The following is a 25654-nucleotide window of genomic DNA, read 5'->3' as shown; positions in this document are numbered from 1 at the left end:
CATGGCAACGCTTGAAATCCGCGACCTGCACGTTTCCGTCGAGGCCGAGAACGGCCCCCGGGAGATCCTCAAGGGCGTCGACCTGACCGTGAAGCAGGGCGAGACCCACGCCATCATGGGCCCCAACGGCTCCGGCAAGTCGACCCTCGCGTACTCCATCGCGGGCCACCCCAAGTACACGATCACCGGTGGCACCGTGACCCTGGACGGCGAGGACGTCCTGGAGATGTCCGTCGACGAGCGCGCCCGCGCCGGCATGTTCCTGGCCATGCAGTACCCGGTCGAGGTCCCCGGCGTCTCGGTCTCCAACTTCCTGCGCACCTCCGCCACCGCGATCCGCGGCGAGGCCCCCAAGCTGCGTACCTGGGTGAAGGAGGTCAAGACCGCGATGGAACAGCTCCAGATGGACCCTGCCTTCGCCGAGCGCAACGTGAACGAGGGCTTCTCCGGCGGTGAGAAGAAGCGCCACGAGATCCTGCAGCTGGAGCTCCTCAAGCCGAAGATCGCGATCCTCGACGAGACGGACTCCGGTCTGGACGTCGACGCGCTGCGCCAGGTCTCCGACGGCGTCAACCGCGTCCGTGAGACCGGTGAGGTCGGCACCCTGCTGATCACGCACTACACGCGCATCCTGCGCTACATCAAGCCCGACTTCGTGCATGTCTTCGCGAACGGCCGCATCGCCGAGTCCGGTGGTGCCGAGCTCGCCGACAAGCTCGAGGCCGAGGGCTACGAGGCATACACGAAGGGTGGCGTATCCGCGTGACACAACTGCCGGGCCTCCTCACCGGGTCTGATCGCCTTTTGAGTGAGGCGCTCCGCAAGGATTTCCCGATCCTCGACCGAGTGCTCCACGACGGCAAGAAGCTCGTCTACCTGGACAACGCGGCGACCTCCCAGACGCCGCGCCAGGTGCTCGACGTGCTCAGCGAGTACTACGAGCAGCACAACGCGAACGTCCACCGTGGCGTCCACGTGCTCGCCGAGGAGGCCACGGCGCTGTACGAAGGTGCCCGTGACAAGGTCGCGGCCTTCATCAACGCGCCCAGCCGCGACGAGGTGATCTTCACCAAGAACGCCTCCGAGTCGCTGAACCTCGTGGCCAACATGCTCGGCTGGGCCGACGAGCCCTACCGTGTGGACCGCGAGACCGAGGTCGTCATCACGGAGATGGAGCACCACTCCAACATCGTTCCGTGGCAGCTGCTGTCGCAGCGCACCGGCGCGAAGCTGAAGTGGTTCGGCCTCACCGACGACGGCCGGCTCGACCTGTCGAACATCGACGAGATCATCAACGAGAAGACGAAGATCGTCTCCTTCACGCTGGTCTCCAACATCATGGGCACGGTCAACCCTGTCGAGGCGATCGTCCGCCGCGCGCAGGACGTCGGTGCGCTGGTGCTGATCGACGCCTCGCAGGCCGCGCCGCACATGCCGCTGGACGTACAGGCGCTCGGCGCCGACTTCGTGGCCTTCACCGGCCACAAGATGTGCGGGCCGACCGGCATCGGCGTGCTGTGGGGCCGGCAGGAGCTGCTGGAGGACCTGCCGCCGTTCCTCGGCGGCGGCGAGATGATCGAGACCGTGTCGATGCACTCGTCGACGTACGCGCCGGCGCCGCACAAGTTCGAGGCGGGCACGCCCCCGATCGCCCAGGCCGTCGGCCTCGGCGCGGCCGTGGACTACCTCACCTCGATCGGCATGGACAAGATCGCCCAGCACGAGCACGCGCTGACCGAGTACGCGGTCAGCCGTCTGCTCGAGGTCCCCGACCTGCGGATCATCGGCCCCACCACGGCCGAGGACCGGGGCGCGGCGATCTCCTTCGTGCTCGGTGACATCCACCCGCACGACGTGGGTCAGGTCCTCGACGAGCAGGGCATCGCGGTCCGGGTCGGCCACCACTGTGCGCGGCCCGTCTGCCTGCGGTACGGAATTCCTGCGACCACGCGAGCGTCGTTCTATCTGTACTCCACGCCGGCCGAGGTCGACGCCCTCGTCGACGGGCTGGAGCATGTACGGAACTTCTTCGGGTAGGGGTTGACGAGGCGTGAAGCTTGATTCGATGTACCAGGACGTCATCCTGGACCACTACAAGCACCCCCACGGGCGGGGCTTGCGGGACGGTGACGCCGAGGTGCACCACGTCAACCCGACGTGCGGTGACGAGATCACCCTCCGGGTGAAGTACGAGGGATCGCGCATCGCCGATGTGTCGTACGAGGGCCAGGGCTGTTCCATCAGTCAGGCATCCGCCTCCGTGCTGAACGAGCTCCTTGTCGGCAAGGAGCTCGCCGAGGCGCAGAAGATCCAGGGCACCTTCCTGGAACTGATGCAGTCCAAGGGCCAGATCGAGCCGGACGACGCGATGGAGGAGGTGCTGGAGGACGCGGTGGCGTTCGCCGGCGTCTCCAAGTACCCGGCCCGTGTGAAATGCGCGCTGCTGAGCTGGATGGCGTGGAAGGACGCGACCGCCCAGGCGCTGGGCGCCGACACCGACGCCGAGAGGAAGACGGCATGACCGAGAACGTTGGGGCGGCGCTGAAGCCTGCCTCCGAGGAAGAGATCCGCGAGGCGCTGTACGACGTCGTCGACCCCGAGCTGGGCATCGACGTGGTGAACCTCGGCCTGATCTACGGCATCCACGTCGACGACTCCAACGTCGCCACCCTGGACATGACCCTGACGTCGGCGGCTTGTCCGCTGACCGATGTCATCGAGGACCAGGCCAAGGCGGCCACGGACGGCATTGTCAACGAGCTGAAGATCAACTGGGTCTGGATGCCGCCGTGGGGCCCGGACAAGATCACGGACGATGGACGCGAGCAGCTGCGCGCGCTCGGCTTCAACGTCTGATCCCGTTCGTCACGGAGAAACGGCCATGCCCGCCAGGCACACTGGCGGGCATGGCCGTTTCTCTGTACCAGATCGCGATCGACTGTCATGACGCAGGAAAGCTCGCCCGGTTCTGGGCGCAGGTGCTCGACTGGGGGATCGTCTACGAGGACGCCGAAGAGATCATCATCACCGCCGACGCGAGCGCGCTGCCCGGGATCGTGTTCCTCACGGTGCCCGAGGACAAGACGGTCAAGAACCGTCTCCACCTCGATCTGACCCCCGACGACCAGGCCGCCGAGGTGGACAGGATCCTGGCCCTCGGTGCGCGCCGGGTGGACGTCGGCCAGGGCGATGACGTCACGTGGGTGGTCCTCGCCGATCCCGAGGACAACGAATTCTGCGTGCTGCGGCCGAAGAGGACGCTGCTGGACTAGGTCCTGTCCGCCCGGACAGGGCTCAGGTCTTGTCCGGCGGATCGTGGCCGGATCAGCGGTGGGGGTTTCGCCACGCGCCCAGGGCGGCCCGGACGGACCCTAGGGCACGCCCGGGCCGCCCTGGGCCGGCTCCGGCGGGTGGGCGGGGCCCGTTGCCTGCGTCCCGGCAGTGAGCGCGTCATGGGCGCTGAGCGCCGCCCTGACCCGCACGACGTCGGCCCCCGAGGTGGCGTCGAGGCCGGTGGCGTCCGCGGCGCGGCGCAACCGGTAGTCCACCGTGTTCGGGTGCACCTGCAGCCGTTCGGCGGTCAGTTGACGGCTGAGTCCGCACTCCAGGAACACCCGTAGCGTGCCCAGCAGTTCGGGCCGGTCCGCCAGCGGCCGCATCATTTCCGCGAGCGCGTCGCGGGCCGGTCCCGGCTGCATCAGCTGGTACTCGAGCAGTACGTCGGCCAGCCGGTGGATGCCCGGAGCCCTGCCCGAGGCGAGCGCCACACGGCGCACCTCCTGGGCCACCAGGGCCGCCTCGGTCATGTCCTCGGGGGCGGCCGCCGCCACGCCCGCCACGATGTCCACGCCGGCCATCCGGCTCATGTGCGAGACCACGCCCGACAGCCAGGCCCAGTCCTTGTCCGACAGTGCCTCGGCACGGGTCCGGCAAGGGACGAGGGCTATACCGCCGTCGCTCGACAGTGCGGACAGCACCGGCCCCGCCGCCACATGCCGGTCCAGCTCCACACGCAGCCGGCGCAGCTTGCGCTTCCCCGCGATCACGGCACTGATCCCGGCGGTGCGCTCGTCGGGGTGGTCCGCGACGGACAGGGCCAGCACCAGATAGCAGGGCGGCAGGCCGATGCCCCAGCGGGCCGCCGTCTCCCGGACGCTCCCGCCGTCGAGGAGCGCCGTCAGCACCGCCTGCCGGGCGGAGTGCTCCTCGCCCACCGCGGCCTGCCGTTCGGCGAAGTACACGGCCACCACCGTGGCCGTCATCCGCTCCAGGAACTGAAGGAGCAGCATGTTCGCGGTCTGTACCGCCGCCACGTCGGCGGGGGTCGCGGCAGGCTCCATGCGTTCCAGGCATTCCATGGCGCCCACGTGGTAGGCGCTGATCACGGCCTCGACCGGTACGCCTTCCTCCGCCCGGTTGGCCGCCGCCCGCCGCAGCGCCTCCAGTTGGGCCTCGTCCGGCGGCCGGCCGGTGCGCAGCACGGCGATGAAGGTCCGGATGCTCTGCTCGATGACCCGGGTCACGTCATTGCGCAGCTGGTCCACGGGCAGCGTGCCGTAGACCGGAAGCCGGTCGACGAGACGCGCGAGCACACCTGCCGTCAACTCGTGCACGGATCCGGCCAGTCGCTGGTGCAGCGGAATCCCGCCGTATGTGACCGGCTCGTAGGTCTCACTCTCCACGGGCGGCCCCCTCCCATTCCGCGCCCAGTTGCTACTGGAGGGTAACTGTGGTCGCCGTGGGGTGCACGGGAGCCGGGCCGGGACGCCGGGCGCGGGGTCCCAGGTGTTGTGACGTGTCACAAACTCCCGGCCGAATGTTTGGGAACCGCCCCGGGTCGGCGCAGCGCGGTTCCGGACACCCTGGTACGCGGGGTCCGCTGTCCCCGCCGGCGGTGAGCCGCCTCCGGTACGGGACCGCGGGAGCCGGGGGCTGTCGTCGGGCCCGTGGCCGTCGACCGACGGGACGTCGTCGCCCAGGCAACCGGTCCGGACGCCGCGTCCGCCCGGCGCCACCCGACCATCAGCCCGGGCCGGGCTGATCGACTCACAGGAGTGATCCCCCCATGTCACGGTTCGCGTCCTACGCGCGCAGAAGCCGCACCACTGTGACCGCAGTCGCCGTCACCGCAGCCGCCCTCACCACCTGCTCCGCCGCCCCCGCCCAGGCCGCGGAGGAGAAGCCCTTGCGGGAGGGGGGCGTTGCCGAGGCTCTGTGGAACTTCGCGGTTTCCCCGGGGAAGGTGCGCGGGGCCAATGACTGGTCGTGCACGCCGAGCGCCGAGCACCCCAACCCGGTGGTCATGCTGCCGGGCACGTTCTTCAACATCGGCGCCAACTTCGTGAAGGCAGCGCCGCGTCTGAAGAACAACGGCTACTGCGTCTACGCCATGAACTACGGCCTCACGCCGCACTCGTTGGGCCGGGTGAGCGGACTGGACTCCAACAAAACGTCGGCCGCGCAGCTGGATGCCTTCGTCACGAAGGTCCAACAGGCCACCGGCGCCGAGAAGGTGGACATCGTCGGCCACTCGCTCGGCGGGAGCGTGCCGATGTGGTGGATGAAGAAGATGGACGGGGCCAAGAAGGTCGACCACTACGTCGGCTGGGCGCCCAGTTCCCACGGTACGGACCTGAACGGTGTCGTCCGCCTCGGCAACGCGCTGAGCGCCATGGGCTTCGTCACCGGGCTGTCGAACACGGCAGGGTTCCAGGGCGTCATCGACCAGACGTACTCCAGCGACTACACCAAGGAGCTGTGGGCCGACGGCCCCACGGTGCCGGACGGGCCCGGCTACACCGTGATCATGACCAAGCAGGAATTCGTCGTCACCCCGTACCGCAGCCAGGCCCTGGAAGGGAAGGACGTCAACAACATCGTTCTGCAGGACAGGTGCCCCGACGACAAGGCGGGCCACATGGGGCTGTTCAACGACGACCCGACCCTGCAGCTGACCATGAACGCACTCGCGGACGGTCCCGCCGACTTCCGGCCCGCATGCCGGGGCTACGGCATGCCTTTCTGATTCCGCAGCGGAAGGACCCTGTCACCCGGAAGCCGGGGGGCAGGGTCCTTGCGTGCCAGGGTGAAGCCGGGCCTCAGTGCGCGGGGGCGTCCTGCGGTCCCTGCGGCGGGATGCCCGCGGCCTCGATGAGGACCGGAGCCAGGTTCTCCGTGCGGATACGGCGGTCGATGTAGATCAGACCCAGGACCAGCTGCGGGAGGATCGCCGACAGGAGCTGGCCGATCAGTGAGCCGATCAGGCCGATCACCCCCAGCGTGACGAGCAGGCCGACCGGGGGCCCGTCAGCGGGGTCCGACATGGCAGCCCCGGGACCGCTCATCAGCGAGAGCGGCAGCTGGGCGAGGTAGCTCGCGATCGCTGCCGCCAGATAGGCCATCAACGAGATGCCGCAGGTGCGCCACCACGAGCCGCGCACCAGCTGGGAGGAGCGGGACAGGGAGGCGACGACGCCCTGGCCCTCGAAGACCGCGGCGGCCGGAGCGAGGCTGAACTTCACCCACAGCCAGGCCGCCACCGGGCCGGTCACCAGCATGCCGAGCATGCCGAGCGCGATCAGCCACGCGTAGCCGTCCGCCGTGTCCGAGGCCAAGGCGATCAGTGTCATGACCATGCCGATGAAGGCGGCGATCATCAGGAGGATCGGAACGGCCGCGATCAGCCCCGTGAGCAGGAGGCTGCCCAGCACGGCGGGCATGCGACTGCGTGCCCGGCGCCACACGGAGCCGATGTCCGTCGGTTTGCCGAGGGTCGCGTCCTGGAGGACGGTGTGGCAGGCGGCGTAGATCACCGTGTTGGCGAGCATCATCACCACCAGGGCGAAGACGTACACGACGACGAAGGCGGCCACCAGCGGGACGATGTCCTCCTTGCCCGGATCCACCCCGGCCGGGAGGTCGAACAGCCGGTGCAGCGGGTCGGAGACCGCCAGATAGCCGAGGCCCAGCGCCGCGACGACCAGCACGATGCTCACGCCGTACACCGCGAGTGCGAGGCCGACCAGCTGCTTCCAGTGACGGCCCAGCGTGCGGAACGCCCCGTTCATGATGTCGCCGAGGTCGAGCGGGCCGAGGGGTATGACGCCGGGCCTGGGAGGTCTCGGCGGCATCGCACCGCCCCAGGCGGGTGGGCCTGCATAGGGCGTGTTTCCGTAGGCCACTGGTGGTTCTCCCCCGTGTGCGACTGCTGTTCGGCCGGGACACCGTAGCGGTCGGCGTGCCGGCGGCGGCAGGCGGGCCCGTGAACCGGAGCGCCACGTCCTGAGACCGGTTCGCCCGAGCGGGCCCCGGCCGGTTAGGTTTCCTGTCATGACTGACTCGTCCGACAGCACCACTGCTCAGCGCATCACCGGCGCCGTGGCCGCCGGCCTGGCAACCATCACCGCCGACGGCGTCGTCCTCGACACCTGGTACCCCGCCCCGGAGCTCGCCGCGGAGCCCGGTCCCGCCGGCACCGAGCGGCTGACCGCCGAGCGCGCCGTCGAGCTCCTCGGCGCCGGTGCCGCCAAGGCCGTCGGCCCCGACGCCCGCCGCGGTGTCGAGGTCGTCGCCGTCCGCACCGTCATCGCCTCGCTCGACGACAAGCCGCTCGACGCCCACGACGCGTACCTGCGTCTGCACCTGCTCTCGCACCGCCTGGTCGAGCCGCACGGGCAGAACCTGGACGGTGTCTTCGGGCTGCTCGCCAACGTCGCGTGGACCAGCCTCGGTCCCGTCGCGGTCGACCAGCTGGAGACCGTGCGCCTCAACGCCCGTGCCGAGGGTCTGCACCTGCAGGTCACGTCGGTCGACAAGTTCCCGAGGATGACGGACTACGTCGCCCCGAAGGGCGTGCGGATCGCCGACGCCGACCGCGTCCGGCTCGGTGCACACCTCGCCGAGGGCACCACCGTCATGCACGAGGGCTTCGTCAACTTCAACGCGGGCACGCTCGGCACCTCCATGGTCGAGGGCCGGATCTCCGCCGGAGTCGTCGTCGGCAACGGCTCCGACATCGGCGGCGGCGCCTCCACCATGGGCACCCTGTCCGGCGGCGGCAACGTCCGGATCGTCATCGGCGAGCGCTGCCTCGTCGGCGCCGAGGCGGGCGTCGGCATCGCACTCGGCGACGAGTGCGTCGTCGAGGCGGGGCTGTACGTCACCGCCGGAACCCGGGTCACGCTGCCCGACGGCCAGGTCGTCAAGGCGCGTGAGCTGAACGGCGCGAGCAACATCCTCTTCCGCCGCAACTCGGTCACGGGCACCGTCGAGGCCCGCCCGAACAACGCGGTGTGGGGCGGCCTCAACGACGTGCTCCACAGCCACAACTGACCGACGGGTTCCTCCCTTCCATCGTGTGACTCTGCGTAACCTCTGCTGACCATGGGCGGATAGGCAGGCCGACGCAGAGTCGCACGGCCCTGTACCGCACCGGTAAGGCGAGGAACCGACATGAAGACCAGGCTGACCGCTCTCGGCATGTGCGTGCTGTTCGCGGCGGTGACGTCGCACGGCATCGCACATGCCGACGAGACGCACACCGACGCGCACAACGGCCACAGTGTCACCCTGATCTCGACCGGCCAGATCGACGATCCGCTGGAGGACGTGCTCGAACACGCGGCGATCCTCGGCAGCACGTCCACCCGGGACTGACCGGCGCCTCAGGACAGCCGGGCGTACGCCTCCAGCAGCCCGTCGACCGCATCGCGGCCGGCGGGCTGCAGCGGTTCCCGGACCGGTCCACCGGGCCGGCCGAGCGCGCCGAGCAGCGCCTTGGCGGTCACCGCGCCGGGCAGCCCGGCAGCCATCATCGACTCCACCAGCGGCAACGAGAGCTGGTGGAGCGCGGCTGCAGCCGAGTTGTCACCGCGGTCGTACGCGTCGAGCACGGCCCGCAGCGCGGGGGCGGCGACATTGGCCACCGTCGACACGAACCCGGCGCCGCCCACCGCGTACAGCGGCAGGTTCATCTCCTCGCTGCCCGAGTAGTAGGCGAGCCCGCTGCCGGCGATGACCTTCGAGCTCCCCAGAAGGTCGTACGCGCAGTCCTTGACGGCCACGATCCGCGGATGGTCCGCGAGCCGCAGCATCGTCTCCGGCTCGATCCTGGTGCCCGTGCGTCCGGGGATGTCGTAGAGCATCAGCGGAATGCCGACCGCGTCGGCGACCCGGCGGAAGTGCGCCTCGACCGCGGGCTGAGGCGGGCGGCTGTAGTACGGCGTGACGACCAGCAGGCCGTCCGCGCCCGCTGCCTCGGCCGCGCGCGCGAGCTCGACGGTGTGGCGGGTGTCCGCCGTGCCGACGCCCGCGACGATCGTCGCGCGGTCGCCCACCGCCTCGGCCACCGCCCGGACCAGCGCGGACTTCTCCGCATCGGAGGTGGTGGGTGACTCGCCGGTGGTGCCCGACAGCACGAGACCGTCGCAGCCGTCGTCGATCAGCTGCACGGCGAGCTTCTGCGCGCCGTCGAGATCGAGGGAGCCTTCGTCGGTGAAGGGCGTGACCATCGCGCACAGGGCGCGGCCGAAGGGGTGTGAAAGGGACATGGTCGCAGTGTGCGCGGCAGCGGCCGGTAGCTCCAGTTAAATCTGCTTCGGGTGAGGGTGAAGCAACGCTAAGAGATGGCCCGACCCGTGGGCGTGCGGCCCGCTGACATGAGCGGGCCGCACACCCCGGAGCGAGGCGTGGCCGCTACGGGCGGAAGCGCAGCACCTGCGGGTCGTGGTCGCTGTTCTGGTCCGCGAACTCCGCGTTGATGTGGACGCTGTCGTACGAGAAGTCGTCGATCGACGGGCTCGTCAGGATCTGGTCCAGCACCTGGCTGTTCCCCTGGAAGACATACGAGTAACGCTCCGAGCGCGGCAGGGACTTGACCGCCGGGTACAGCGCGCCGCCGTCCGTGAGCGCCTTCGTCGTCGCCGAGAACTCGAAGTCGTTGATGTCACCCAGCACCAGGACGTCGGCCCTGCGGTCCACCTTGAGGATGTCCTTGACGAACGTGTTGACCGCCTGCGCCTGCAGCAGCCGCTTGGCCTCGGAGGAACGGTTCGGCGGCTGGTGGTGGGAGACGAGGGACTCGTCGCCGCCCTTCGAGCCGAAGTGGTTGGCGATCACGAAGACGGGCCGGCCGCGGAAGCTGAACTCGCCCGCCAGCGGCTTGCGGCTGTTGTCCCAGGCGGTGTTCGCCGGGTCGACGCGGCCGGGCGACAGCGTCAGCGCCGGGCGCCCGCGCTCCCCGCGCACGACACCGGTCGCGGTCGTCGCGTCGCCGCCGGCGCGGTCCGTGAACGAGACCCGCTCCGGGTTGAACAGGAACACCTGGCGGATGTTGCCGCCGGGCTCGCCGCCGTCCTTGTTGTTCTGCGGGTCGACGGAACGCCACTCGTACGCAGGGCCACCGGCGGCGACGATCGCGTCCGTGAACTTCTGCACCGTCTGACCGGCCGCCACCGTGCCGTCGTTCTTCGCGCCGTTGTCGTCCTGGATCTCCTCCAGCGCGAGGATGTCCGGCGACGCGAGGTTCTCGACGACGGCCTTCGCCAGGGCGTCGAACTTCTCCTGCGGGTCGGACGGGTCCAGGTTCTCCACGTTGTACGTGGCCACCGCCAGCTCGCCGCTGCGCTGCGGGCGGGTCTCCTCGCGCTCCAGGCCGCGGTCGTGGACCGTGCCGAGCGTGCGGGCGGTCAGCGTGTAACCGCCGAACTGGTTGAAGTCCAGCGGCCCCTCCGTCCGGCCGGCGAGCACGTCACCGACGTTCGCCTTGGGGAACGGCTGCTCGGCCAGCGGCGTCAGCGACTGGATCTGCAGGCGGCCGGTGTTCTGCGCGGTGTAGGAGCTGTAGACGGTGCCGCCGCGGCGGTTGTCGTTCTCCCACGGCTTGACCGTCACCCACAGCTCCGCGTACGGGTCGGTCGCGCCGACGACGCGGGAGGTGCCGACGCGGACGTTGCTGCCCTCGAGCGACTCGTAGTAGTCCAGCGCATAGGTGCGCGGCCGCAGCGGCAGGCTGTTGATGCTGTTGTCGGCGGCCGGGTCGCCCTCGGGTGCGTATGCGGAGGGCACCGACCAGGCCGAGATCGTGACGGGAGCGGGCAGTTCGTTGCCTGCCGAGACGACCGTCACGGTCGGCTTGGCTATCTGGGTCAGCGACTGGTTGCCGGAGGACGTGCCGCCGGGGATGTACTCGCCGACCGTGCCCGAGACGAGCACCTGGTCGCCGACGGCGACCGTCGGGGCGGATCCGGTGTAGACGAAGACGCCTTCACTGGTGGCCGCGTTGTCGTCGGCCTGCGGGTCCTGGAACCAGAAGCCCCGGGAGCCGTACGTCCGAACGCCCGTGACGATGCCCGGTACGTCGGCGACCTGCTGCCCCACGAGCGGGGACGTGCGGGTGGCGCCCTGGATGTCGTGGATGCGCACCGGGGCGGTCTCGGCGGCGGTCGCGCCGGTGGAACCGGCGAGCAGGCCCGCGGCCAGCGCGGCGGCGACGACGGCGGCGACGGCGGGCAGTCTCGGTACGACGGAGGAAGGCATCAAGGTACTCCGGTGATGAGGGTTGAGGAGTGCTGCGGACACTCCTTGGCAGCACTACAGGTTCTACGCGCGTCAATCTCTTGTCTCGGCAGGGCAGTTGTCAAGGGTCGAAGGGTGTACGGCGGCCGACGCCCGGATGAACCCGCACCCCTCGCACGGAACCGGGCAGCGGTCCTGGACGCTTCGTGGCCACCCCGCGGGTGGCTCCGTTCCGGGCTCGCGGCGAAACCCGGTGAAATACGTCTACGCTGACACCGCCCGGATCCCGTACGCCCGGATCCCGTACGTCGCGGAGGAGAACGACCAGATGCCCGAAGACCGACCCATCCTTCCGCCGGTCCGGCTGCACCCGGAGGCGGAGCTGGCGCGGGCCGCGCTCGTCGCCCCGCTGCTCGCCAGGGCCGTCAGGCTCGCCCGTTGGGCGGGACCAGGGACGCGGGTCGGGGTCGGCGGCGAACTCGTCGACGAGCAACTCCCCGACGCCGCACGGGAACTGGGCTTCGACGCCACGGACGACGACGGACCCGCCCTCGCGAGCGAGGCGTGGCGCGTCGCCGTCGACACCGGACTCGTGGAGGTCGAGGACCCGCAGGACGAGGAGGCCGACGCAGAGGCTGTCGCCGGCTACAACCTGACCCTGGTCGGGGGATCGCCGCAGGACATCCTCGGACTGTGGCTGGACGCCCTGGACGTCGTCCTCGCGGACGCCGCCGCCCCCGTGCTCGACGACATCTCCGATGTCATCGGCGACGACGGCGAGATCGACTTCGACGCTCTCGACTGGGACCCCGAGGCGGAGGCCGAGTTCCTCGAAGGGGTCCTCGGTAACCTCTACCTGCTCACCGTCACCGAGGGCGGCGCGGGTGACATGCCGGTACCGCTGCCGGTGCTCGCCGCGTCGATGATCGTGCCCGACGACATGGCCGAGCCGACCGACGAGGTGCTGGAACAGGTCTCCGAGGCGATGATGCGCCTCGACGACCAGTTCCGGCTGCTGGAGCCCGTCGGCCTCGTCGAATACCGGCCCGTCGACGAGGCGTTGATGGCCGAGGAGGGCGAGGCGGCGGAGGAGGCCGCCCCGCCCGCCGACGACGAGGACGTCTCCCGTTACGGCATGGTCAGGCTCACCCCGCTCGGCCTCTACGGCATCCGCTCCCGGATGCTCGAAGCCGGGGTGGAGGCGCCCGCGGTCGGCGACCTCGCGGACAAGGGCGCCGATGTACTCCTCGACGGGCTCACCCACTTCCCTGAGCTCGCCGCGCGGGCCGAGACCCAACAGTGGCTGGCCCTGCGCACCCCGGCCGACGCGGCCCGCGAACTCCTCGCCGCTGCCCGCGGCGGCGACCGGGGCGCTCCCCTGCGCAGGCTGCACTGCCAGCAGGCGCTCGCTCTGGTCGGCCCGCACGCCGAGCCCGCGGTCCGCGCGGTCCTCGACGACGCGGAACTGGGCGGTCTGGCGCGGGTCTGGCTCGCGGAACGAGGCGCCGCGGACATTCCGGCACCGCCCGAGGCGATGATCTTCTGGCTGGCCGTCGACACGATCGCCGCGCAACTGGACGCGGACGGGGAGCTCGAGGAGCTCCAGGACCTCGTGGAGAGCCTGGTCGGCCAGCACAGCGGCTTCTTCGAGGCGGCGTGGCGCGTGGAGCACCCGGCGACGGCGGACGTGCTGGAGGCCATGGGCCGTCTGCACCGGGACAAGCGGCTGGCGAAGGAGGCCCGCAAGGCGGCGTTCAAGGCGCGGTCGCGCGGACAGCGCTGACGTCCGGGGGCCTGTGCCCCAGCAGGCAGGCCCGTGCGCGGTCTCTCTCGATGTCGGGCGGCGTTCAAGTGCCGGTCATGTGGGGGCGCAAGGGTGTGGCCCACATCTGCCGGCAGGTCCCTTGGAGACGTCGATGTCACTCAGTCGCAGGGAATTCACCAGACAGTCCGCTCTCACCGGCGCGGGCGTCGCCCTCACCGGCGCCGTCGGTTCGCTCGCCACCGCTCCCGGCGCCCTCGCGGCCGAGGAGAGCGCACACACCGGCGGCACGGGGCACGGCGAGCCCGGCTACGGGCCTCTCGTGCCCGACCCCGACGGCATCCTCGCGCTGCCCGCCGGGTTCTCGTACCGCGTCGTCACCCGCACCGGCGTCACCAAGCTGGACTCGGGGGAGTTCACGCCCGGCAAGCACGACGGCACCGCCACGTTCGAGGGCCCGCGCGGTGCGACCCTGCTCGTCGTCAACCACGAGCTCAGCGGCGCCCGCAGCCAGGTCGCCCACCCGGTCCCGCTCGCCGAGGGCCTCGTCTACGACCCCGCGGCGCCCGGCGGCTGCACCGTCGTCGAGCGACACCGCAGCGGTGGGACCGCGCAGTGGGTCGGCATCTCCGGCACGGTGCAGAACTGCGCCGGTGGCACCACCCCGTGGGGCACCTGGCTCACCTGTGAGGAGACCGAGGTCAGGGCCGGCCAGAGCGGCATGACCAAGGACCACGGCTATGTCTTCGAGGTCGACCCCTACGACCGCCGCGCCAACCGCGCCCCCGAGCCCGTCAAGGCACTCGGGCGCTTCGCCCACGAGGCCGTCGTCGTCGACCCCAAGCGCGGTCACCTGTACCTCACCGAGGACGCCTCCGGCCCCAACGGGCTGCTCTACCGCTGGGTTCCGCCGCACGGCTTCCGGCACGGCCGCGGCCGGCTGCGCACCCTCGCCGACGAGGCCGGCGCGCTGCAGGCCGCCACGTGCTACGACTCCGGCGGCCGGTTCGTCGACGACCTGTCCCGCGCCACGCGGGTCGGCACGGTCTACGGCGTGGACTGGACCGATGTGCCCGACCCCGATGCGAAGACCGTCTCCGTGCGCAAGCAGTTCACCGACAGCGAGGTCACCCGCGGCCGCAAGCTCGAGGGCATGTGGTGGGCCGACGGGGGCGCGTACGTCGTCTCCTCGTACGCCCGGGAGGAGAGCCCCGAGCAGCACGACGGCCAGGTCTGGTTCTACGACCCGCGCCGCCGGACGCTGACCCTGAAGGTGCTGCTCGGGGTGAACCCCGACCCGTCCGTGGACGGGGCCTTCGACGGCCCGGACAACATCACGGTGTCCCCGTACGGGGGACTGATCATCGCCGAGGACGGCGAGGGTGTGCAGCACCTGATCGGGGCCACGGACAGCGGCCGCACCTATCCGATCGCCCGTAACGAGCTCAATCTCGGCACCGAGGACGACCCGGACTTCAGCGAATTCGCCGGGGTCGTCTTCTCGCCCGACGGCAGGACCCTGTACGCGAGCATCCAGACGCCCGGCATCATGCTGGCGATCACCGGCCCCTGGAAGCGTCAGCCGCACCGCCACTGAGTGCCCGACCGTGTACCGAACGTCACCCATGGACGGGTGCCGGCGCGGACCCGGCGCCGGATGTGAGGCTCCGGACGTGGCGTCGGGGGCCCTCGGGGGCGCATACTCCAGACAATGACTAAGTCAGCCGGTTCCCGGCGCCACCTGCCGTCCAGTCCCTTCAACCGCCCCGCCCCGGAAGAGCAGCCGATCGAGCAGTACGAAGTGGGCGACCGGGTGTCCCACGACCAGTTCGGCCTCGGCCGAATCCTCTCTGTGGAGGGAGACAACGCTGCTGTGACTGTCGACTTCTCCGGGAGACAAGGCCGCATCCTCAGTCCGTTCGCCAAGCTGGCGAAACTCTGAGGACATTTCGAGAAGCATCTCCGCCGGGGGTGTCCGTCGCTGGACGGGCACCCCCGGCGGCAGTTTCACAGGGCCTGGGCGGCGGGCTTGACCATGCCGCGCACGGTGCGGGACTTCACGAAGTCGCCCATCGCGGTCATCTCCCACTCCCCGGTGAACTGCTTGATCAGCTTTGCCATCATCACGCCGGTCTGCGGCTCCGCGCCGGTCAGGTCGAAGCGGACCAGCTCCTCGCCGGTGGCGGCGTCGATCAGCCGGCAGTAGGCCTTGGCGACCTCGGTGAACTTCTGTCCCGAGAAGGAGTTGACCGTGAACACCAGACCCGTGGCGTCCGCGGGGAGCCTGCCGAGGTCGACCACGATGACTTCGTCGTCGCCCGCGCCCTCACCCGTCAGATTGTCGCCGGAGTGCTTGACGGCGCCGTTCAGGATGGCGAGCTTGCCGAAGTAGCAGCTGTCCAGGTGGTTGCGGTTGGGGCCGTACGCGATCACGGAGGCGTCGAGGTCGATGTCCTTGCCGCGGAACGCGGGCTCCCAGCCGAGACCCATCTTGACCTGGGAGAGCAGCGGGCGGCCGCCCTTGACCAGGGACACGGTCTGGTTCTTCTGGAGGCTGACCCGGCCCTTGTCCAGGTTGATCTTTCCCGCGCCGGGCGCGGGTGCGGCCGGGGCCGCGGGCGTCGCGGGCGCCGCCGCCGGCTTGGTCGCGTCGATCCGGGGGTCGGCGGGCGGTGCGGAGGGCATCGGGGGCGCGGCCGCTGCGGCCGGTGCCGCTGCCGGCTCCTCGTCGACGGAGACACCGAAGTCGGTGGCGATGCCCGCAAGGCCGTTCGCATAGCCCTGGCCCACCGCACGGGCCTTCCACGCACCGTTGCGCAGGTAGATCTCGATGACCACCAGGGCGGTCTCGGAGCCCAGCTGCGGAGGGGTGAAACTGGCGAGCGCGCTGCCGTCGTCGGCGTTGCGGATGGTGGCGGTGGGCTCGATGCCCTGGAACGTCTGGCCCGCCGCGTCCGGGCTCGCCGTCACGACGATCTTCTCGATGCCGGGCGGGACCGCCGCCGTGTCCACCACGATCGCGTCCGGGGCGGTGCCGCCGCCGGAGCGGTAGGTGACGCCGGCGCCCTGCGGCTGGTTGTAGAAGATGAAGTCTTCGTCGGAGCGCACCTTGCCGTCGGCGGTGAGCAGCAGGCCCGATACGTCGAGCCGCACCGGTGCGGCGACGTCGACCGCCACGCGCGCGGCGCTCAGGGGGATGTTCGAGCCGGGGGTCATAGCTGTCATGACAGGGGTAACGAGCGAGGTGGCTTTACCGTTCCCTTACTCTTTCGCAGGAGCCGTCCCGGCCGGGCTGACGCTGCGGGGGAGGCCGTGCCTACCGGTTGCGGGGGCGGTTGCGCGCCGTCCGCTCGTTGCCGAACCGATAGGCGCCGGTCCAGCGCGCCATCACGAGCTGGGCGTCGCCCGTCTCCGCCTCCGCGAGGAACTTCGCCGCACGGCCGCCCCGCAGGGTGCCCGCGGTGCGGCCCCGGTGGGTGATGACGACCGTGCCGTCGCCGCGCTGCACGTAACTGAATCCTGAGGGTCCGGCCATGAACGACATCCTGGCCCGGGCGGGCCCGCGGAGCGCGCGAATTTCCGCGCCGTGCGTGCCTCCGGCGTCAGTGCGGCCACCGGGGCGGATCGGTGGTGAAGTGGCCGCCCAGGTGCGCGTGCGCCGGGTTGTCGGGGGTGAGCTCGCCGTGCTCGGCCACGAGCTTGTCGGCGTACTGCTCGGAGTCGTCCTGCGGTTCGTAGCCGAGCGCCCGGGCGGTCGACAGGTCCCACCACAGGCGGGTGTTGGCCGAGGATCCGTAGACGACGGCGTGGCCGACGTTCTCGGCGGTGAGGGCGGCGTGGAACAGCCGGGCGCCGTCGCCGGGGCTCATCCACACGGACAGCATCCGCACGGAGGTCGGCTCCATGAAGCACGAGCCGATGCGCACCGAGACGGTCTCCAGGCCGTGCAGGTCCCAGTAGAGCTGTGCGAGGTCCTCGCCGAAGCACTTGGAGAGCCCGTAGTAGGTGTCCGGGCGGTGTCGGGTCTCGACGGGGATGAGCGCGCCCGGGTCCACGGGCGCGTCGCCGCCGGGTCGGGGGACGAAGCCGACGGCATGGTTGCTGGACGCGAAGACGATCCTGCCCACGCCTTCCTCGCGGGCGGCCTCGTAGAGGTTGTAGGTGCCCTCGATGTTGGCGCGGAGGATCTTGTCGAAGGAGGCCTCGAGGGAAATGCCCGCCAGATGGATGATCGCGTCGACCCCCCGTACGGCCTCGCGCAGCGCCTCCCTGTCCGCGAGATCGGCCGTGACCGCGTCCGGCTCCCCTTCGATGGGGTGGACGTCGAAGAGGCGGAGTTCGTAGCCGTAGGCGGGCAGCAGTCCGCGCATCAGCGTGCCGAGGCCGCCGGCGGCGCCGGTGAGCAGGACGGTACGGGGAGCGGGCATGGGTGGTTCTCCTCGCTGTACTCAGATCCATGGACGACATTCACATGCATGGACACGCTAGGGAGGCCGCCCCTGCAGCGTCAAGTGTCGCGCGGAGAGGTCGATTCCGTGCCTGGGATGCAGCTTCCCGTCTTGACCGGCGCGCGGCGGCTGCCTTAGCGTGGCGTTGTTCAGAAATGTAGACGTCAATCAGAATTGTGCACGGAGCTGTCGGGCTCGGTGCATGGCCCAGGGAGCGCCAGTGACCTCAGACCCGCTCGCCGCCGATCCCCTCGCCGTCCGGCTCACCCGGGGCAGAGGGCCCCTGTTCTTCCCCGTCACCGCGTACGGACCGGACGGCGGCCTCGACCTCGGCGCGTTCCGTGCCCATGTGCGCAGGGGCATCGACGCCGGTGCGGCCGCGGTCTTCGCCTGCTGCGGCACCGGCGAGTTCCACGCACTGTCCCCGGAGGAGTTCCGCCTCTGTGTCGCGGCGGCCGTCGAGGAGACCGCGGGCCAGGTCCCCGTGGTCGCCGGCGCGGGCTACGGCACAGCGCTCGCCGTCGAGTTCGCGCGGATCGCGGAGGAGGCAGGCGCGGACGGGCTGCTCGCCATGCCGCCCTATCTCGTCGTGGCCGACCAGCCCGGCCTCGTGCGCCACTACACCGCGCTCGCCGCGGCCACCTCGCTCGACGTCGTCGTCTACCAGCGCGACAACGCTGTCTTCACCCCCGAGACCGTCGTCGAACTGGCCCGGGTCGAGAAGATCATCGGCCTCAAGGACGGCTACGGCGACCTCGACCTCATGCAGCGCATCGTGAGCGCCGTGCGCCGCGAGGTGCCCGAGCGGGACTTCCTCTACTTCAACGGGCTGCCCACCGCCGAGCTCACCGGCCTCGCCTACCGCGGCATCGGCATCAGCCTCTACTCCTCCGCCGTCTTCGCCTTCGCGCCCGACATCGCGAACGCCTTCCACCGTGCCCTCGCATCCGGCGACGACAAGACGGTCAACCGTCTCCTCGACGGCTTCTTCGTGCCGCTCGTCGAACTGCGCAACGAGGGCCGCGGATACGCCGTATCGCTCGTGAAGGCGGGCGTACGGCTCGATGGACTCGAGGTCGGGGAGGTGCGGCCGCCGCTGTCCGAGCCGGCGCCCGCGCACCTGGAGGCGCTCGCCGGACTCATCGAGGCCGGCCGTGCGCTGCTGGAGGAGGACGCGTGAAGACGTCCGCGTTCCTCTACCCCTGGGACGTGGTCGGCGACCCGGACGCCGCGGCTCGCATCGCGGACCTCGGCGTCCGGCAGGTGACCCTCGCCGCCGCCTACCACTCGACCCGGGCCCTCACCCCGCGCCACCCGCGACACCGGATCGTCACCGCCGAGCACGCCGCCGTGCTCTATCCGCCCGACACCGGGCGGTGGGCGAACAGCGAGCTGCGCCCGTACGAGGCGGGTCAGTGGGCGGCGGGCGACGCCTACGGAGAGGCCGCGGCCGCCCTCGCGGGCGCCGGGCTGGAGGTGCACAGCTGGGTGGTCCTCGCGCACAACTCCCGTCGCGGGGCCGAGTATCCGGCCACCTCCGTCGTCAACGCATACGGCGACCGCTACCCCTGGGCGCCCTGCATCGCGCAGCCCTCCGTCCGCGACCACCTCGTCGCGCTCGCCGCCGAAGCGGCCGTCCGGCCCGGCGCGAGCGGTACCGAACTGGAGTCGTGCGGCTGGTACGGGCTCGCCCATCTGCACGGCCACGACAAGATCGCCGCGGTCGAACTCGGGGACGCGGCCCAGTATCTGATGTCGCTGTGCTTCTGTCCGTCCTGCAGTGACGGCTACGCGGCGCACGGCCTCGACCCTGAACAGCTCGCCGAAGCCGTGCGGCAGGCGCTCGGCCCGCTGTGGCGGGGAGAGGTCCCGCCCGACACCTCGATCGGGAAACTGCTCGGGGAGGAACGGGCGGACGCGACGCTGACGTTCCGTACGGACACTGCCCGCACACTCCAGGAGGCCGTGGTCGCCGCCGTCCGCGGCGCCGCTGCGAGCGATTTCCAGGTGCTGCTCCACGCCGACCCGGTGGCGCACCACTGCGGCGCGAACGTGGGGGTCGACCCGGCGCACATCCTGTCCGTTGCGGACGGCGTGGTGGTGCCGTGCACGGGCGGGCCGCAGCTTCTGGAGCCGTTCGCGCAGGTGGCACCGGAGCGCGCCGTGCTCGCCGCGAACCTCACGGTCGTGGCGGGGATGGGCGGATCACCCGCCACCCTGGCGGCGGACGCCGCGCGGGCGGTGTCCGCGGGGGCGACGGAACTGCGCCTGTATCACGCGGGACTGGCGTCCGACGCGGACCTGCGGGCGGTGCGCTCGGCGCTGTCCTGACCGCCTGGGTGCCGGCGGCGGCGCGCGAGGAGCGCTGCCGCCAACAGCCCCACCACACCGATCGCCGGCAGCAGCGTGCGGACGTCCAGGACGGCGACGAGGCCCGCGCCGACGGCCAGTGTCACCGCGTTCGGCAGGAACATGAGGGTGCTCGCGGTCGCCGCCGTGCCACCGACCACCGCGTTCGGGGTTCCCCGCTGCACCGCGGTCATCGCCGCGATCAGCACGCACGGCAGACCCAGGCCGATCGCCGCGCTGCACGCGAGGGCGAGGGCGTCGTACGGCAGCGCGCGCAGAGCGACCGCCGTCGCGAACAGGGCGATGCCCGCCGCGGCGAACACACGCTCCGGGAGACGGCGCAGCAACGGGCCGGCCAGCAGGCCGCTCGCCACCGAGCCCGCGCCCTGCGCCGCGTAGAGAACGCCCACGAACGCGGGGGAGCGTTCCAGAACCTTGTCCGTCACGGCGAAGGCCAGCGCTCCGTTGAGCCCGGCGAGCCCCATCGCCGCGGCGCCTCCCAGGACCAGGGGCCGCACGGCGGGGGAGCGCCACAGGTGGTGGGCCCCTGCGAGCAGCGGCTGCCGCTCTGCCGGTTCCGGTTCCGGCACGCGCAGCATCGCGAGGATCCCGGCTGCCGCGGCGAACGACACGGCGTCCAGGACGGCCACCGACGCGCCGCCGAACCGGGTGAACAACGCCGCGCCGGCCAGGGGGGCGAGCAGTTTCATGCCCTCGTTCGCCGTCATGCGCAGGCCGTTGAAGTCGCCCAGCAGCCGGTGGTCGACAGCGGTGGCGACGAGGCCCGCCTCCGCCGCGTCCTGGACCACCCCGCAGACGCCGTAGACGGCCAGCACGGCGAACAGGATCCACACACGCTGCGCCGAGTCGACGGCGAGGAGCGGCAGCAGGGCGAGGGTCATCGCGAGATTCGACCCGATCAGCAGACGTCTGCGCGGAACCCGGTCGGCGACCGCGCCCAGCAGCGGGCCGATCAGGGTCGGCGCCCACATCGTGAACGTCGTCAGCGCCGCCAACGAGTCCGAGCCGGTCAGCGACTTGACCCAGATCCCGGCCGCCAGCCACATCGCGGACGTACCGAACCCGGACACCACCACCCCGGACAGGTACAGACCCGCATTGCGGTCCCGAAGCACCGCTCGCGCACTCCCGCGCATCCGCACACCTCCCTGCTCCCGCAAGGACCGTGGCAGCTAAGGAGGGCCGACAGCATCGGGCACTCGCCCTACCTTCCGGAGAAGACGTAACACTGTTACAACCTGAAGCGCCCTTGTCCTCGGCACAATCCAGCTACCTGCCGACCGGATCACGTCTTCGAGGAGCGCCATGTCAGCCAAGGTCGACCGCTACTTCCGGATAAGCGCCCGTGGTTCGACCTACTCCCGTGAGATACGCGGCGGGTTCGCCACGTTCTTCACGATGGCCTACATCCTCGTGCTCAATCCCATCATCCTCGGCGGAGCTGCCGACAAGTTCGGCCAGCAGTTGTCCGGGCCCCAACTGGTCACCGTCACCGCTCTGGTGGCCGCCGTGATGACCGCCGTCATGGGCCTCGGCGGCAATCTGCCGCTCGCCATCGCCGCCGGGCTCGGCCTCAACGCCGTCGTCGCCTTCCAGATCGCACCGCTCATGAGCTGGCCGGACGCCATGGGCCTGATCGTCATCGAAGGCATCCTGATCTGTGTCCTGGTCCTCACGGGGCTGCGCGAGGCCGTCATGCACGCCATTCCGCAGTCGCTGAAGCAGGCCATCAGCGTCGGCATCGGCCTTTTCATCGCGTTCATCGGATTCGTCGACGCGGGCTTCGTCACCCGCATCCCCGGCGACACCGGCTCCGTGCCCGTGCAGCTGGGCGCGAGTGGTCATCTCTCCGGCTGGCCGGTGTTCGTCTTCTGCGTCGGCGTGCTGCTGACCGTCGCGCTGATGGCACGCAAAGTACGCGGGGCGATCCTCCTCTCCATCGTCGCCACGACCGCCCTCGCGATCGTCGTCAACGAGATCGCCACGATCGACCCGCTCGCGTGGGGACTGACCGTGCCCGCCGTGCCGGACGACGTCCTCGCCGCGCCCGACTTCGGACTCGTCGGCTCCTTCAGCCTGTTCGGAGCGTTCGAGCAGGTCGGCGTCGTCACCATCGTCCTGCTCGTCTTCACGCTGATCCTCAGTGACTTCTTCGACACCATGGGCACGGTCGTCGGCGTGTCCAGCGAGGCCGGACTGCTCGACGAGAAGGGCAAGGTGCCGAACCTCGGCCGCGTCCTGCTCATCGACGGCGCCGCCGCGGCAGTCGGCGGCGCGGCGTCCGCCTCCTCCAACACCTCCTACATCGAGTCCGCGGCAGGCGTCGGCGAAGGCGCCCGCACGGGCCTCGCGTCCGTCGTCACCGGCGCGCTGTTCGGCCTCGCGCTGTTCCTCACCCCGCTCGCCACGGTCGTCCCCGCCCAGGCGGCCGCGCCCGCGCTGATTGCCGTCGGCTTCCTGCTGATGGCACAGGTGCGGCACATCGACTGGGAGAAGTACGAGATCGCCATCCCGGCGTTCCTGACGATCGCCGTCATGCCGTTCACCTACTCCATCACCAATGGCATCGGCGCCGGCTTCATCGCCTACGTCGTCATCAAGTCCGTACTGGGCAGGGCACGCGAGGTGCACTGGCTGCTGTGGGGCACATCGGCGCTCTTCGCGGTCTACTTCGCGATCGACCCGATCGAGCAACTGCTCGGAGTCAAGTGACCGGCCCGCGGGAGCGGATGCCGGCTCCTCGCACAGCTGCGTGAGGCCGGATCCGCGCTGCCCGATCCGGACAGCGCACTGCCGGGGCGGGACCCTTCACATGACCAGGGCTTCGGCGTAGTCGCGGCTCGAGTGGGTTTTCCCGGTGTGTGCCGGTGGTGGCCCGGATGAGGGACAGGCACGAGCTTCCAAGATCATGTGGGTGTCGAGTCCAGTGATCTCTACGGAAGTCCGTGCCTGCTGTCGTATCCTCTCCGATCCCGCCCGTCCTTGACCAACTCCGTGACCAGCCTGACGCAGCGGAACATGAACCGCCCGGGCCGCTGAACCGGTTGGCCGCTGTCCCCGATCCGCGCAAGCCCCGCGGCGTGCGCCACGGCCTGGTGTATGTGCCGGCGCCGGCCGCCTGCGCTGTGCTTACCGGCGCGACCTCACTGCCGGCCATCGGCGAGTGGGCTGCCGATGCGCTCATCACGTGTGTGGGGCAACAGGACCTCCGGGAAGGTCGAGAACGGGGTGGGTGACTCGGCGATGCCATGACTGTAGAGCCGGAAAACCCGAGGTCAGCCGCTATGGAGCAATATGACGGCGACTGGTGAGGAACGGTCATGGTCCCGTCACGAGCGTCGGACGGGGCGGTCATGGGCCGCTGTGAGCATCCGTTGTGTCCCCGCGACAGGCCCGGGGAGAAGGAGGTTCAGACTGTGTCAGCGCTGCTCGTGCCGCCCAGCCGCGTGCCCTACGCACGGAATCCGGGCATGGCCCTTCGAACCATCACCGCGGAGACGTACCGCGCCTTCCTCGCGTCCCCCGACGGCGCGGCCCTCGGCGCCGGCTTCCTCCAGTGCCCGTCCTGGGCCGACGTCAAGGAGGGCTGGCGCGCCCAACTGCTCGGCTGGGGGCCGGATCCGGAGGCGGGTGCGCTGATGGGCGTGGCACTGGTGCTGCTACGGCAACTCCCCGGTACCCGCAAGTACTTCGCCTACCTCCCCGAAGGGCCCGTCGCCGACGGGAACGCCCCCGACATCGACGGCTGGCTCGGTCCGCTGATGGAACACCTGCGCCGCGCGGGCGCCTTAGCCGAGGTGGCGGTGGACAACGCTGTCACCGCGCAGACCGGCGAACCGCCCGCCGCCGCCCTGCGTTTCGCCCCCGCCCTCGCGGACGGCGACCCGGCGGTGGCCGCGTGGCTGGGGACCGCGCGGGCCTTCGCGCAGTTCGAACAGGTCCTCGTGCACGGCCTGGTGGACCTCCAGGCGCCCGACCACTCCGCCGCCCTGCCCGCGCATGCTCATCCGGCGCTGCCGCGTGCCGTGCGACGGGCCATGGCGTACTGCGAGGAACACGCGGGTGAGCCGGTGTCGGTCGCGGACATGGCCGCGGCGGCGCGGGTCAGCCCTCGTACCCTCCAGGACCGCTTCCGGATCGACCTCGGGACCACCCCGGCGGCCCACCTGCGGCGCGTACGGCTGGACCGGGTGCACCAGGACCTGCTGAGCATCGCGGACGGATCCGCGTCCGGGACGGTCGCCGAGGTCGCGACGCGCTGGGGCTTCACCCACCTGAGCCGGTTCGCCGCGTACTACCGCGAGGCGTACGGGCAGGTGCCGTCCCGCACCGCCGAAAGGCGCTGGAGCCCGCCGCTTTGAGGCCTGCTCAGGACCGTTTCAGGAACGGGCCCCGGGAATCCCGGGGTCCGTTTTCCTCTCCGGGGGCGTATCCGCCGGAGCGGGACGGATTCGGGCCGTTCCGGCAATCCGATAAGCGCGGACCACTCGGCGGAGAACGGATAGACGGCGGTCGTCCGCCATTCATACGCTGCAACCGAGCCCGGAACACGGCAATTTCCCGACGGGCTTTTCTCCTGACCGGAATCCCGAAAGGCACGGCATGTCCTTGCAGAAAAACGAGAATCGGAAGACGCGGCGGAACCGGGGGGCCCGGCTGACCCGGCGCGGTCTCGCCCTGGCGGGCGCGGGGGCCGTTCTGGCCACCATGGCGTCCGCCGGGCCCGCATCCGCCGCGGTGGGCGAGGGCTGTACCAAGATTCAAGGGAACGTGAGCCTCCTGTGCGTCGGATGGGACGCCCAGTCGCCCAAGTACTTCAACGCGATCGCGGGGGACTTCATCTCCGTCTTCGGCGTGGGCAACCCGCGCATCCACGTCCGGATCCTGGACGCCCAGAACAGGGAGATGTTCAGCAGGGACCGCTCGTGGGGCGGCAGGCGGCACGACGAGGAAGCCCGGTTCGAGGTCCCGGTCATGATGCCCCGCGACGCCTCGCGCGTCTGCGCCAGCCTCTACGAAGCGGGCGGCCTCGTGGACACCGCCTGCAGCCCGGTCTTCTTCTGAGCCCGGCACGCGTCCGCCCGAAACTCCGTACGCCCTCTCCGAAAGGAAGAACGACAGCATGAAGCGCATGGCCGCCGCGGTGGCCGCGGGAATCGTCCTGGCGGGAATCGCCTCCGCCTCCGCCTCTGCCGCCGAGGCCGCACCGCAGGACCGGACGCGTTGTCAGTCGACCACACTTTTCATTTCCCACACGTTGTGTGTGGACTTCGAGGGTGACTTGGTCGACGCCGACGTCGTCAAAATGGAGGTCCGTGCCTCCACCAAAACGAACTTGGGCCACTGGGAGCTGTACGGCCCGCACGGCACCATCAATAACAGCACGGACGGGGAATGGAAGGACCGCACGCATTACTGGTCCGGATACCAGGACGGTGCGAACGGTGACCGCTGGTGCGCGGTCTTCTGGATGAATGTCGGCGGCAGCTACATCAAGGGGACCCAGCCGCTGTGCGTGACGGCGGGCGGCGTCTGACCCGCCTCCCCGCGCCCGCTCCCG

26 protein-coding genes and 1 pseudogene are annotated in these 25654 nt (G+C 70.5%); 19 read left to right on the top strand and 8 right to left on the bottom strand.

Annotated elements, in window-relative coordinates; genetic code table 11:
- Window position 1 precedes the first annotated feature (1 nt).
- From sufC to AC067Z_RS00595, 5 genes are read left to right on the top strand one after another with little or no spacing between them, the layout of a single operon-like run.
- A complete protein-coding gene (sufC, locus tag AC067Z_RS00615) occupies window positions 2-766 on the top strand; it encodes a Fe-S cluster assembly ATPase SufC (RefSeq protein WP_478787199.1) in 765 nt (254 codons plus the stop codon).
- Window positions 763-2037, top strand: a complete 1275-nt coding sequence (locus AC067Z_RS00610) for a cysteine desulfurase (RefSeq protein WP_478787198.1) — start codon at window positions 763-765, stop codon at window positions 2035-2037. The genes sufC and AC067Z_RS00610 overlap by 4 nt, the downstream gene beginning before the upstream one ends.
- A gap of 13 nt (window positions 2038-2050) precedes the next feature.
- A complete protein-coding gene (sufU, locus tag AC067Z_RS00605) occupies window positions 2051-2521 on the top strand; it encodes a Fe-S cluster assembly sulfur transfer protein SufU (RefSeq protein ID WP_478787197.1) in 471 nt (156 codons plus the stop codon).
- Complete coding sequence (locus AC067Z_RS00600) at window positions 2518-2856, top strand: metal-sulfur cluster assembly factor (RefSeq protein WP_478787196.1); 339 nt, start codon at window positions 2518-2520, stop codon at window positions 2854-2856. Before sufU ends, AC067Z_RS00600 begins: the two co-directional genes overlap by 4 nt.
- 50 nt (window positions 2857-2906) lie before the next feature.
- Complete coding sequence (locus AC067Z_RS00595; protein ID WP_478787195.1) at window positions 2907-3272, top strand: VOC family protein; 366 nt, start codon at window positions 2907-2909, stop codon at window positions 3270-3272.
- A gap of 99 nt (window positions 3273-3371) precedes the next feature.
- Here AC067Z_RS00595 and AC067Z_RS00590 read toward each other — a convergent pair whose 3' ends face one another.
- The gene (locus tag AC067Z_RS00590) at window positions 3372-4682 is read right to left on the bottom strand and encodes a PucR family transcriptional regulator (protein WP_478787194.1); all 1311 of its coding nucleotides are present in this window, start codon (window positions 4680-4682) and stop codon (window positions 3372-3374) included.
- A 383-nt stretch (window positions 4683-5065) separates the two neighbouring features.
- On the opposite strand from AC067Z_RS00590, the gene AC067Z_RS00585 reads away from it, so the two are divergent.
- Window positions 5066-6025, top strand: coding sequence for an esterase/lipase family protein (locus tag AC067Z_RS00585; protein ID WP_478787193.1), 960 nt, complete (start codon window positions 5066-5068; stop codon window positions 6023-6025).
- Window positions 6026-6098: 73 nt separating this feature from the next.
- Here AC067Z_RS00585 and AC067Z_RS00580 read toward each other — a convergent pair whose 3' ends face one another.
- A complete protein-coding gene (locus AC067Z_RS00580) occupies window positions 6099-7130 on the bottom strand; it encodes a DUF7847 domain-containing protein (protein WP_478787192.1) in 1032 nt (343 codons plus the stop codon).
- 199 nt (window positions 7131-7329) lie between these two features.
- Here AC067Z_RS00580 and dapD point away from each other — a divergent pair, with 199 nt between their 5' ends.
- Window positions 7330-8331: a 2,3,4,5-tetrahydropyridine-2,6-dicarboxylate N-succinyltransferase gene (gene dapD, locus AC067Z_RS00575; RefSeq protein ID WP_478787191.1), complete on the top strand. Its 1002-nt coding sequence runs from the start codon at window positions 7330-7332 to the stop codon at window positions 8329-8331.
- Between the two features lie 120 nt (window positions 8332-8451).
- Window positions 8452-8655, top strand: coding sequence for a hypothetical protein (locus tag AC067Z_RS00570; protein ID WP_478787190.1), 204 nt, complete (start codon window positions 8452-8454; stop codon window positions 8653-8655).
- 8 nt (window positions 8656-8663) lie between these two features.
- Here the strand turns inward: AC067Z_RS00570 and dapA are convergent, their stop codons facing one another.
- A complete protein-coding gene (gene dapA, locus AC067Z_RS00565; protein ID WP_478787189.1) occupies window positions 8664-9548 on the bottom strand; it encodes a 4-hydroxy-tetrahydrodipicolinate synthase in 885 nt (294 codons plus the stop codon).
- 145 nt (window positions 9549-9693) lie between these two features.
- Window positions 9694-11535 (bottom strand): endonuclease/exonuclease/phosphatase family protein, encoded by a 1842-nt coding sequence (locus AC067Z_RS00560; RefSeq protein WP_478787188.1) that lies wholly within the window; start codon window positions 11533-11535, stop codon window positions 9694-9696.
- Between the two features lie 307 nt (window positions 11536-11842).
- Here AC067Z_RS00560 and AC067Z_RS00555 point away from each other — a divergent pair, with 307 nt between their 5' ends.
- From AC067Z_RS00555 to AC067Z_RS00545, 3 genes are all read left to right on the top strand, one after another.
- Window positions 11843-13297 carry a hypothetical protein gene (locus AC067Z_RS00555; RefSeq protein WP_478787576.1) on the top strand — a complete coding sequence of 485 codons (1455 nt, stop codon included), beginning with the start codon at window positions 11843-11845 and terminating at the stop codon, window positions 13295-13297.
- A gap of 133 nt (window positions 13298-13430) precedes the next feature.
- Window positions 13431-14873: an alkaline phosphatase PhoX gene (locus AC067Z_RS00550; RefSeq protein ID WP_478787187.1), complete on the top strand. Its 1443-nt coding sequence runs from the start codon at window positions 13431-13433 to the stop codon at window positions 14871-14873.
- A gap of 114 nt (window positions 14874-14987) precedes the next feature.
- Window positions 14988-15218 carry a hypothetical protein gene (locus tag AC067Z_RS00545; RefSeq protein ID WP_478787186.1) on the top strand — a complete coding sequence of 77 codons (231 nt, stop codon included), beginning with the start codon at window positions 14988-14990 and terminating at the stop codon, window positions 15216-15218.
- Window positions 15219-15283: 65 nt separating this feature from the next.
- Here the strand turns inward: AC067Z_RS00545 and AC067Z_RS00540 are convergent, their stop codons facing one another.
- The 3 genes from AC067Z_RS00540 to AC067Z_RS00530 form a co-directional block, all read right to left on the bottom strand.
- Complete coding sequence (locus tag AC067Z_RS00540) at window positions 15284-16501, bottom strand: TerD family protein (RefSeq protein WP_478787185.1); 1218 nt, start codon at window positions 16499-16501, stop codon at window positions 15284-15286.
- A 91-nt stretch (window positions 16502-16592) separates the two neighbouring features.
- Window positions 16593-16811 carry a hypothetical protein gene (locus tag AC067Z_RS00535; RefSeq protein ID WP_478787184.1) on the bottom strand — a complete coding sequence of 73 codons (219 nt, stop codon included), beginning with the start codon at window positions 16809-16811 and terminating at the stop codon, window positions 16593-16595.
- 67 nt (window positions 16812-16878) lie between these two features.
- Complete coding sequence (locus tag AC067Z_RS00530; protein ID WP_478787183.1) at window positions 16879-17703, bottom strand: NAD-dependent epimerase/dehydratase family protein; 825 nt, start codon at window positions 17701-17703, stop codon at window positions 16879-16881.
- Window positions 17704-17926: 223 nt separating this feature from the next.
- Between AC067Z_RS00530 and AC067Z_RS00525 the strand changes: the two genes are divergently transcribed.
- Both AC067Z_RS00525 and AC067Z_RS00520 read left to right on the top strand, forming a co-directional pair.
- Window positions 17927-18904, top strand: a complete 978-nt coding sequence (locus AC067Z_RS00525) for a 5-dehydro-4-deoxyglucarate dehydratase (protein ID WP_478787182.1) — start codon at window positions 17927-17929, stop codon at window positions 18902-18904.
- Window positions 18901-20055 carry a hypothetical protein gene (locus AC067Z_RS00520; RefSeq protein ID WP_478787181.1) on the top strand — a complete coding sequence of 385 codons (1155 nt, stop codon included), beginning with the start codon at window positions 18901-18903 and terminating at the stop codon, window positions 20053-20055. Before AC067Z_RS00525 ends, AC067Z_RS00520 begins: the two co-directional genes overlap by 4 nt.
- Here the strand turns inward: AC067Z_RS00520 and AC067Z_RS00515 are convergent.
- Window positions 19998-21230, bottom strand: coding sequence for an MFS transporter (locus AC067Z_RS00515; RefSeq protein WP_478787180.1), 1233 nt, complete (start codon window positions 21228-21230; stop codon window positions 19998-20000). The two genes, AC067Z_RS00520 and AC067Z_RS00515, sit on opposite strands and share 58 nt — an antisense overlap.
- Window positions 21231-21399: 169 nt before the next feature.
- Here AC067Z_RS00515 and AC067Z_RS00510 point away from each other — a divergent pair, with 169 nt between their 5' ends.
- The 6 genes and pseudogenes from AC067Z_RS00510 to AC067Z_RS00485 all read left to right on the top strand — a co-directional run bounded on the left by AC067Z_RS00510 (window position 21400) and on the right by AC067Z_RS00485 (window position 25630).
- The gene (locus tag AC067Z_RS00510) at window positions 21400-22806 is read left to right on the top strand and encodes an NCS2 family permease (protein ID WP_478787179.1); all 1407 of its coding nucleotides are present in this window, start codon (window positions 21400-21402) and stop codon (window positions 22804-22806) included.
- A gap of 233 nt (window positions 22807-23039) precedes the next feature.
- On the top strand, window positions 23040-23330 hold the full coding sequence (locus AC067Z_RS00505; protein WP_478787178.1) for a transposase family protein: 291 nt from the start codon (window positions 23040-23042) through the stop codon (window positions 23328-23330).
- Window positions 23331-23510: 180 nt separating this feature from the next.
- A pseudogene (locus AC067Z_RS00500) lies at window positions 23511-23888 on the top strand (peptidoglycan bridge formation protein FemAB); the annotation flags it as partial.
- Between the two features lie 243 nt (window positions 23889-24131).
- Window positions 24132-24455, top strand: a complete 324-nt coding sequence (locus AC067Z_RS00495) for a helix-turn-helix transcriptional regulator (protein ID WP_478787575.1) — start codon at window positions 24132-24134, stop codon at window positions 24453-24455.
- A 241-nt stretch (window positions 24456-24696) separates the two neighbouring features.
- Window positions 24697-25158 (top strand): hypothetical protein, encoded by a 462-nt coding sequence (locus AC067Z_RS00490; RefSeq protein WP_478787177.1) that lies wholly within the window; start codon window positions 24697-24699, stop codon window positions 25156-25158.
- Window positions 25159-25216: 58 nt separating this feature from the next.
- Window positions 25217-25630 carry a hypothetical protein gene (locus AC067Z_RS00485; RefSeq protein WP_478787176.1) on the top strand — a complete coding sequence of 138 codons (414 nt, stop codon included), beginning with the start codon at window positions 25217-25219 and terminating at the stop codon, window positions 25628-25630.
- Window positions 25631-25654: the final 24 nt, after the last annotated feature.

Source organism: Streptomyces sp. NPDC043812, from assembly GCF_056436245.1.
Note: the sequence above shows the minus strand (reverse complement) of the source record. Positions and strands in the feature narration are given on the sequence as shown.

What these genes read in the sequence shown, in the direction of transcription:
- AC067Z_RS00510 (WP_478787179.1), top strand. Translation starts at nt 21,400, where the DNA reads ATGTCAGCCAAGGTCGACCGCTACTTCCGGATAAGCGCCCGTGGTTCG.
- AC067Z_RS00540 (WP_478787185.1), bottom strand. Translation starts at nt 16,501, where the DNA reads ATGACAGCTATGACCCCCGGCTCGAACATCCCCCTGAGCGCCGCGCGC.
- AC067Z_RS00580 (WP_478787192.1), bottom strand. Translation starts at nt 7,130, where the DNA reads ATGCCGCCGAGACCTCCCAGGCCCGGCGTCATACCCCTCGGCCCGCTC.
- AC067Z_RS00600 (WP_478787196.1), top strand. Translation starts at nt 2,518, where the DNA reads ATGACCGAGAACGTTGGGGCGGCGCTGAAGCCTGCCTCCGAGGAAGAG.
- AC067Z_RS00595 (WP_478787195.1), top strand. Translation starts at nt 2,907, where the DNA reads ATGGCCGTTTCTCTGTACCAGATCGCGATCGACTGTCATGACGCAGGA.
- AC067Z_RS00515 (WP_478787180.1), bottom strand. Translation starts at nt 21,230, where the DNA reads ATGCGCGGGAGTGCGCGAGCGGTGCTTCGGGACCGCAATGCGGGTCTG.
- dapD (WP_478787191.1), top strand. Translation starts at nt 7,330, where the DNA reads ATGACTGACTCGTCCGACAGCACCACTGCTCAGCGCATCACCGGCGCC.
- AC067Z_RS00545 (WP_478787186.1), top strand. Translation starts at nt 14,988, where the DNA reads ATGACTAAGTCAGCCGGTTCCCGGCGCCACCTGCCGTCCAGTCCCTTC.
- AC067Z_RS00485 (WP_478787176.1), top strand. Translation starts at nt 25,217, where the DNA reads ATGAAGCGCATGGCCGCCGCGGTGGCCGCGGGAATCGTCCTGGCGGGA.
- AC067Z_RS00560 (WP_478787188.1), bottom strand. Translation starts at nt 11,535, where the DNA reads ATGCCTTCCTCCGTCGTACCGAGACTGCCCGCCGTCGCCGCCGTCGTC.
- AC067Z_RS00490 (WP_478787177.1), top strand. Translation starts at nt 24,697, where the DNA reads ATGTCCTTGCAGAAAAACGAGAATCGGAAGACGCGGCGGAACCGGGGG.
- AC067Z_RS00535 (WP_478787184.1), bottom strand. Translation starts at nt 16,811, where the DNA reads ATGGCCGGACCCTCAGGATTCAGTTACGTGCAGCGCGGCGACGGCACG.
- sufC (WP_478787199.1), top strand. Translation starts at nt 2, where the DNA reads ATGGCAACGCTTGAAATCCGCGACCTGCACGTTTCCGTCGAGGCCGAG.
- AC067Z_RS00525 (WP_478787182.1), top strand. Translation starts at nt 17,927, where the DNA reads ATGGCCCAGGGAGCGCCAGTGACCTCAGACCCGCTCGCCGCCGATCCC.
- AC067Z_RS00530 (WP_478787183.1), bottom strand. Translation starts at nt 17,703, where the DNA reads ATGCCCGCTCCCCGTACCGTCCTGCTCACCGGCGCCGCCGGCGGCCTC.
- AC067Z_RS00555 (WP_478787576.1), top strand. Translation starts at nt 11,843, where the DNA reads ATGCCCGAAGACCGACCCATCCTTCCGCCGGTCCGGCTGCACCCGGAG.
- AC067Z_RS00570 (WP_478787190.1), top strand. Translation starts at nt 8,452, where the DNA reads ATGAAGACCAGGCTGACCGCTCTCGGCATGTGCGTGCTGTTCGCGGCG.
- AC067Z_RS00550 (WP_478787187.1), top strand. Translation starts at nt 13,431, where the DNA reads ATGTCACTCAGTCGCAGGGAATTCACCAGACAGTCCGCTCTCACCGGC.
- dapA (WP_478787189.1), bottom strand. Translation starts at nt 9,548, where the DNA reads ATGTCCCTTTCACACCCCTTCGGCCGCGCCCTGTGCGCGATGGTCACG.
- AC067Z_RS00495 (WP_478787575.1), top strand. Translation starts at nt 24,132, where the DNA reads ATGGCGTACTGCGAGGAACACGCGGGTGAGCCGGTGTCGGTCGCGGAC.
- AC067Z_RS00585 (WP_478787193.1), top strand. Translation starts at nt 5,066, where the DNA reads ATGTCACGGTTCGCGTCCTACGCGCGCAGAAGCCGCACCACTGTGACC.